This window comes from Mesorhizobium sp. M2A.F.Ca.ET.039.01.1.1, assembly GCF_003998035.1.
In the GTDB taxonomy this organism is placed as follows: domain Bacteria; phylum Pseudomonadota; class Alphaproteobacteria; order Rhizobiales; family Rhizobiaceae; genus Mesorhizobium.
The window spans coordinates 1-7380 of the sequence record NZ_RZRY01000300.1; the positions used below are offsets into that span (position 1 = coordinate 1).

Genomic DNA, 7380 nt, shown 5'->3' on the forward strand with positions numbered 1-7380 from the left:
CGACGGCACCGGCGGCGACGTCGAGGTGCTGAAGAAATACGGCGTGCCCTACGAGATCCTCGACCGCGACGGCTGTGTCGCCGCCGAACCGGCGCTCGCCGCCGTGCGCGACAAACTCGTCGGCGGCCTCAGGCTTCCGGGCGACGAGACCGGCGATTGCAAGATGTTCACCGACAAGCTTGCTGAGCTCTGCGTGGCGCGGGGCGTGACCTTCGAATACGGCTCGACCATCCGGAAAGTCGTCAGGAACCGGAACCGCCTCACCAATGTGCTCACCGACAGCGGATGGAAATCCGCCGACGCCTTCGTGATGGCGCTGGGCAGCTATTCGGCGCAATTCATGCGCAAGCTGGGACGACCCATTCCGGTCTATCCGGTCAAGGGCTATTCGATCACCGTGCCGATCACCAATGCCGAGGCCGCGCCGGTGTCGACCGTGATGGACGAGACCTACAAGGTGGCGATCACCCGGCTCGGCGACCGCATCCGCGTCGGCGGTACGGCGGAGATTTCGGGCTATGATCTTCGCCTGCATGAATCGCGCCGCCGCACGCTCGAACACTCGGTCGTCGATCTTTTCCCCGGCGGCGGCGATCTCAAGGCGGCGAGCTTCTGGTGCGGCTTGCGGCCGATGACGCCGGACGGACCGCCCTTGGTCGGACTGAGCGAGGTCGCCAATCTCTATCTCAACACCGGCCACGGCACGCTCGGCTGGACCATGGCCTGCGGCTCGGCCAAGGTGCTGGCCGACATCATGTCCAACCGGGTCCCGGAGATCAACGCGCGCGATCTGAGCCCAGAGCGGTATCTGAAGCCTATTTAAAGGTGTGCTGATATTCAGGTGAGACCCGTCTGCGAATGACGGCTTTCTGCGCTTCCGGTGCTCACGTACTTTAAGTACGCTCCGCTCCGGTTCTCGAAATCCGCCATTCTCGACTCGGCCTGACCTGAATCTCAGCACACCTTAGTCGAGCGGCGTTCAGAACGCCTCCCGGACCCAGGCGTCGCTGAACAGCAGGCGGTAGGCCCAGCCGATCGTGACATTGGTGGCGACCGGCCGTGAATGCGCAACGTAGTCCTGGTAGATCGGCTTCATCCTGGCATAGAAGGCCGGATCCAGCACGACCATGCCGTTCTCCGAGTCATGGAAGAAGCTGCGGTTGTTGAGGTTGACCGATGAGATGGCGACCAGCCTTTCGTCGATCATCATGATCTTGGAATGCAACACGACGTCGGGCGCCTTGAACTCGCGGATGTTGATGCGATCGCCATATTTCTCGACGAACAGCTTGTTGAGCGCGGTGAGGAAGCGGCCGCCGATATCGCCCTTGAGGTCGATGCGGCCGACGACGTCGATCTTCACGCCCCTGGCCAGCGCCCCGTCGAAGGCGCGGGCGATATCGGGCGTCAGGTTGAGGTAGGGATTGACGATCTCGATGCGATGCTCGGCGCTGTCGATCAGCTCGACGAAATAGGCCTCCAGCGCGTGCCCATCCTCATAGGGCACGGAAATGAAATGCCGCGCCACGCCGCGCGGGGCCGCCCGGGAACGGACCGGAATGGAGAACGGCCGCGACAGGTTGGTGTCGGCGTCGCGCAGCCAGATGGTCGACAGATGCGCGGCCAGCGTCTCGACCGTCGCCGGGTCGGCGATCTCCATATCGAAGTCGCTCCAGTTGGAATAGTAATTCAGCGAGAAGCCGTCGGTCTTGCCGTATTGCTCAAGGTCCGGATAGCGGGTCAGGTCGACTGGCCGGTGGAACAGAAAACCGTCGTGGATGTTGCGGCCGCCGATGATGACGCGCGACCGTCCAGGCTCTTCGGCCAGTGTCGCCAGCATCTTGACGTGATGGGTCTTGTGCAGCTGTGAGATCTGCTCGTCGAACGGTGCGCCGTGATCGGCCTGCCAGCGATATTCCTGCAACTCGACATTGGGAAACTCCGATGCCAGCCGGTGGAGCATGGCGTCGTCCTTCTCCCGCTCGAGCACGTCGGTCACCAGGATGCGCACCTTGGTGCCGAGCGCTGCGTGATGGCGGATCAGCCGCTCCATCACGCGGCCGGAGAAATCCGCCTTGAATTCCAGCGACGACAGATAGATCAGCCTGAGTTTCGGGGCGTGGGAGAAATCGAGCGGCAGCCCTGGGTCGGCTTTGTCGAAAGCGCTGTCCGGCAGCCTCTTGCCGAGCAGGGCTTCGACCTTGGCGTTGAAACCGTCACGGGATTTTCGCAGCAGGGTCGGCGATCCCAGCGGCAGCGCGCAGGTCTGCGACAGCCAGCGGCTCGCATAAAAGACACGGTTGAGTTCCTCCATCCCCGCCGGATCGGGCACCGGGCAGCGGTCGTAGCGGCTGTCCAGAGCCGTGATCCAGGGATCGGCGGTCTCCTCGCGCAGCAAGGTCAGCGGCGCGCCCGCCGGCGCCAGGGCGGAGCCGACGCGCAGATCGCAGCGGGTCAGTGCCTGGTCCGGAAACAGGCTGACGGAGGTTTCGGCGACCGGGAGGCTCAAATGGAATGGCGCGGCCGCGGCGACGGTCATGGATCGGCCTGGTGCGCGGATCGCGAGCCGGCCGTTGCAGGTGCCGCCGATGTCGACAGGCTGCTGGCCTGCCTGGCGCAGCACGATCTCGACCGAGCGCGCCTGCAGACCGGAGAAGCTGAAGGTCTTGGGTGCCGAGGGCCGTGCGGCGGCATCGAGATAGAGGGTCTGGCGAGACATGCGCCAGCGCCCCGCGAAATGGGCTTGGCCCGGCTTGCCTGGCGTGGGCGCGAGTTCCGTGTCGTCGAGCGGCCTCGCTAACCCTTGCAGCGCCGGATAGGTCGCATGGAAGCCGCTGTTCTGGACATCGCGCCAGTCGCGGACGAAGCGGCCCGTGCCGTTGGCGCGGTCGAGCGCATCGAGACGGCTCTGGGCGAGCAGCGCCTGGAACCGTTTCTCGTAGGCGCTGTTGCCGTCGCTGGCGAAATAATGCGCTGTAGCGATCCCGGCGCCGGTGCTGTCCGCAGAGACGGGCAGGCGGTCGCAGGCGTCGTCGCCCGGAAAGAAGGCGCAGGCCGAATGTCCGGGCATGCCGGCGCAGCCGGCCAGCACCGTCAGCGCCAGTCCAAGCAATGCCTTGGCGACGGCAGACCCGAGGCTCATCCGGCTGCTCCGCTCACGGCTTTGAGCTCGGCGGGGTCGCGCGGCGGCAGGAAGCCTTGCGGAAAGATCCGGCAGACGGGAAAGGCGAAGGTGGCGATCAGAAGTTCGGCCTCGTTGCGCATCTTGCGCGGCGCCGTCCTGTCGTCTCGAATTTTCCGCGCTGAAGCGACCAGCTCGCCGTCGCAGTCGCAATGATTGTGTCTTGCAATGTAGCAGGCGTCATGGACCCGGCACGCGGCATCGAGGCGGTCGACGGGCCTTGCCGACAGATCGCCGGTGCGCGTGCCCGGGCCGCAATAATTGCCGATGACGAAAGGCGAGGGCCGCGACATGGCATAGCGTACCGGCTTCGGCAGCTCCGCCTCCGGAACGTTCGCCCAGGGATTGGCGCAGTCCGACAGAAAAAGCAGCGGCAGAATGGCAAGAACGGGTCGCATTTCCCCGCCGGCGTTTCGAAGATTATCCCCAGAGCGTTTCACCGTTTCACCGTTTCACGGAAACGGCGAACCGCTCTATCTTTTTGTTCTGCCGCAATTCCTAGAATTGCTTTGGCGCCCGGTCACGGCATGGCCAGGCGCGCAGGTGCCACAGTGGCTGAATTTGTGGCGCAGGCAAGGCGGCAACGACCAACTGCCTGTGATAAGATCGGGGGCAGCGAGGGGACTTTGCAATGCGTCTTTTTCCAGTGGCGGCGACCGCTATCTGGCCTGCGCCGCGGCGGCGCTTGCCGCGGACAAGGCCGTTCACGATAGGGAACACGGCTTTTCGCTGACCTATCCCGAGGAATCGACAAGCGAAACCGCCTTTGACAACACCATCCGGCTCAAGCTCAAATCCGGCGAAAAAGGCCTGACCTGCAGGGTGTCGCAAAATGCCTACGATCCGACCGCTCCGGGCAATCCGCCTGATGTCAGGGCGTTCATGGAGAAAGACTGGCAGATGAGCAACCTGGCAGACCACGGTCGGCGTCGCCTATCAGTCTGCCAGCTTCAGCCAGGACAGGCTGGCGCATTTCCCGGACGGCTATCCGGTGCGGATCGCCGATATGGATTTCCACTATGCCGATGACAATGTCAGCTTCTACGGCCATTCCCGCATCGCGCTGACGTTGCGCAGCTCGCATTACGGCTTCATCGATTGCGGGGTCACCGGCGACAGCGCCGACAAGGCGACGCGCAAATGGGCGCCGCTTGCGGATCAGGCCGACAAGATCGTGAGCTCGTTCGTGCTCGATCCCGACTAGTTTCTCGACACGGGAATTTTGAAAGACTGCTAGGTATCCGCTGGCTGGATTGTCGTCGTTCATGCCCGCGAAATCGCACAAACGCTGGAGATTGGCCGAAGCCCCTCAACATCGTCATTCCAGGGCGGAGCAGCCGCGAAGCGGCGTCGCGGAGACCCTGGAATCCATTCCGTGACTCAAATCAAAAGCGCAGCGGAGCAGAATTCTGCACCGTGGCAACGCGTCAAGGTAACGGAATGGATCCTCGGGTCTGCGCGCGTCGCTACGCTCCTTGCTCCGCCCGTGGATGACGAGGTCGGACGGTTTCGGCCAATCTCCAGGGCGTACCACCTGTCAACACGAACATAGCCGGTCAAGATTCCCGTTCCGAGGAACGTTTCGCTTAAGCGGTCCCAGCCAGGTTCTAGACGAACAGGCCGCGTTCGCGTTCCACCGCCTTGGTGATGAAGTTGGCGACCAGCTGGACGCGGCGCAGCGGTCGCACCGATTCATGATAGACCAGCCAGTAGGCGCGGCGGATCGGCGCGACGATGTCGACCGGCACCAGCTCCGGCATCGAACGGGCGACGAATGTGTGCAGGATGCCGATGCCGGCGCCGGAGCGCACCGCTTCGGCCTGGCCGAGCGCCGAGGAGATGGCGAAGCTGGTCCGCCATTCGGGGCTGAATTCGGCGGCATAGTCGAGCGAAGGGCTGACGATGAGGTCCGGCACATAGCCGATCAGTGTGTGCCGGGCGAGCTCGGCCGGCGTTTTGGGCAGGCCATTGGCCTCGGCATAGGCGCGGGAGGCGAAGAGGCCGAGCGTGTAATCGACCAGCTTGCCAGCCACCAGCCGGCCTTCTGTCGGCCGCTCGACGGTGATCGCGATATCGGCTTCGCGCCTGGACAGCGAGAAGGAGCGCGGCACCGGCACAAGCTGGATGGTGAGCTCACGGTGCTGCGCGGTCAGTTCGCCCAGCCGCTTTGCCAGGAAGGCGACGCCAAATCCGTCGGGCGCGCCGATGCGCACGGTTCCCGAAACGTCGTCGCCCTCGCCGGCAATGGTCGAGCGCGCGGCGATCATATCTCCTTCCATGCGCTCGGCGATGTCGAGGAAGCGTTCGCCGGCCGGCGTCAGCTCGCTGCCGGTGGTCAGGCGGCGGAAGAGCTTTGTGCGAAGCGCCTCCTCGAGCGCGGCGATGCGGCGCGAGACGGTGGCGTGGTTGAGCTCCAGGCGTTTCGCTGCGCCAAGGATCTGGCCGGCTCGCGCCACGGCGAGGAAAATGCGGACGTCATCCCAGTTCATGGGGGTGGTCCTGGTGATAACAACCAAGGCCGCGTTCTGTCGCGCCCCCCTCTGTCCTGCCGGACATCTCCCCCACGAGGGGGGAGATTGGATGCCGCGCCGGCTTTCGCCAATCACCAGCGTTGCAGGAGATGGTGCCGGCGGCAAAGCTGCTGATCTCCCCCCAAGTGGGGGAGATGTCCGGCAGGACAGAGGGGGGCGCGAAGGAACTCAATCTGTCGTCCTTGCGCGGATATCTTGCGGTGCTGTCATTTGCGACAAGTAATGCACACTTCACTGCCGCTGTCTATTTTCCGCACAACGGTTGCGATCTTCCTCGCGTTGCCATCGCCGCCGCAAAGGCAGACAATGGAACCATCACCAAATCCAGGGAGAGAAACATGATCGAATACGGTCATTTCATCGGCGGCAAGCGTGTCGCCGGCACCAGCGGCCGCAAGCAGGATGTGATGCAGCCGATGGACGGCTCCGTGCGCGGCACGGTGGCGCTGGCCTCGCAGGCGGAATTGCGCGCCGCGGTCGAGAACGCCAAGGCGGCGCAGCCGAAATGGGCCGCCACCAACCCGCAGCGCCGCGTGCGCGTGCTGATGAAGTTCCTCGAGCTGGTCCAGCGCGACTATGACGAGCTGGCCGACATCCTGGCGCGCGAGCACGGCAAGACCATCGCCGACGCCAAGGGCGACATCCAGCGCGGCCTCGAAGTGGTCGAGGTCTGCATCGGCGCGCCGCACATGATGAAGGGCGAGTACACCGACGGCGCCGGCCCCGGCATCGACGTCTATTCGATGCGCCAGCCGCTCGGCGTCGTCGCCGGTATCACCCCGTTCAACTTCCCGGCCATGATCCCGTTGTGGAAGATCGCGCCGGCCATCGCCTGCGGCAACGCCTTCATCCTGAAGCCGTCCGAGCGCGACCCGGGCGTGCCGCTGCGTATCGCCGAACTCTTCATCGAGGCCGGCCTGCCCGAGGGCGTCCTCAACGTCGTCAACGGCGACAAGGAAGTGGTCGACGCCATCCTCGACGATCCAGACATCAAGGCCATCGGCTTCGTCGGCTCGACACCGATCGCCCACTATATCTATTCGCGCGGCACCGCATCGGGCAAACGCGTGCAGTGCTTCGGCGGCGCCAAGAACCACATGATCATCATGCCCGACGCCGACATGGACCAGACGGTCGACGCGCTCATCGGCGCCGGCTATGGCTCGGCCGGCGAGCGCTGCATGGCGATCTCGGTGGCGGTCCCGGTTGGCAACGACACCGCCAACCGGCTCATGGAAAAGCTGGTGCCGCGCGTCGAAAGCCTGAAGGTCGGCCCCTCGACGGATTCTTCCGCCGATTTCGGCCCGCTGGTGACGGCCCAGGCGCTGGAGCGCGTGAAGGGTTACGTCGATATCGGCGTCAAGGAAGGCGCCAACCTCGTCGTCGACGGCCGCGGCTTCAAGATGCAGGGCTATGAGAACGGCTACTATATGGGCGGCTGCCTGTTCGACAACGTCACCGCCGACATGCGCATCTACAAGGAAGAAATTTTCGGGCCGGTGCTCTCGGTGGTGCGCGCGCCGCGCTACGAGGATGCCATCAAGCTCGCCAACGACCACGAGATGGGCAACGGCGTTGCCATCTTCACCCGCGATGGCGACGCGGCGCGTGACTTCGCCAGCCGCGTTCAGGTCGGCATGGTCGGCGTCAATGTGCCTATCCCGGTTC

The 7380-nt window shown here is 64.4% G+C and carries 7 protein-coding genes; 4 read left to right on the forward strand and 3 right to left on the reverse strand.

The genetic code is table 11. The annotated features are described in order from the left end of the window. The coding region (locus EOA24_RS21420; RefSeq protein ID WP_133374563.1) for a D-amino acid dehydrogenase at positions 1–823 on the forward strand (823 nt) is incomplete at its 5' end. 156 nt (positions 824–979) lie between these two features. Here EOA24_RS21420 and EOA24_RS21425 read toward each other — a convergent pair. Next, a complete protein-coding gene (locus tag EOA24_RS21425) occupies positions 980–3142 on the reverse strand; it encodes a phosphatidylserine/phosphatidylglycerophosphate/cardiolipin synthase family protein (protein ID WP_126080701.1) in 2163 nt (720 codons plus the stop codon). Next, positions 3139–3579: a hypothetical protein gene (locus EOA24_RS21430; protein ID WP_126080702.1), complete on the reverse strand. Its 441-nt coding sequence runs from the start codon at positions 3577–3579 to the stop codon at positions 3139–3141. The genes EOA24_RS21425 and EOA24_RS21430 overlap by 4 nt, the downstream gene beginning before the upstream one ends. On the opposite strand from EOA24_RS21430, the gene EOA24_RS43175 reads away from it, so the two are divergent. Both EOA24_RS43175 and EOA24_RS43180 read left to right on the forward strand, forming a co-directional pair. Further along, the gene (locus tag EOA24_RS43175) at positions 3560–4210 is read left to right on the forward strand and encodes a hypothetical protein (RefSeq protein WP_245501826.1); all 651 of its coding nucleotides are present in this window, start codon (positions 3560–3562) and stop codon (positions 4208–4210) included. The genes EOA24_RS21430 and EOA24_RS43175 overlap by 20 nt on opposite strands. Next, entirely contained in the window at positions 4188–4385 is a 198-nt protein-coding gene (locus EOA24_RS43180; RefSeq protein ID WP_245491074.1) for a hypothetical protein, read from the forward strand. The genes EOA24_RS43175 and EOA24_RS43180 overlap by 23 nt, the downstream gene beginning before the upstream one ends. Positions 4386–4788: 403 nt before the next feature. Here the strand turns inward: EOA24_RS43180 and EOA24_RS21440 are convergent, their stop codons facing one another. Beyond that, positions 4789–5670 carry a LysR family transcriptional regulator gene (locus EOA24_RS21440; protein ID WP_126080703.1) on the reverse strand — a complete coding sequence of 294 codons (882 nt, stop codon included), beginning with the start codon at positions 5668–5670 and terminating at the stop codon, positions 4789–4791. 380 nt (positions 5671–6050) lie between these two features. Between EOA24_RS21440 and EOA24_RS21450 the strand changes: the two genes are divergently transcribed. Then, on the forward strand, positions 6051–7380 hold a 1330-nt coding region (locus tag EOA24_RS21450; protein WP_133374564.1), incomplete at its 3' end, for a CoA-acylating methylmalonate-semialdehyde dehydrogenase.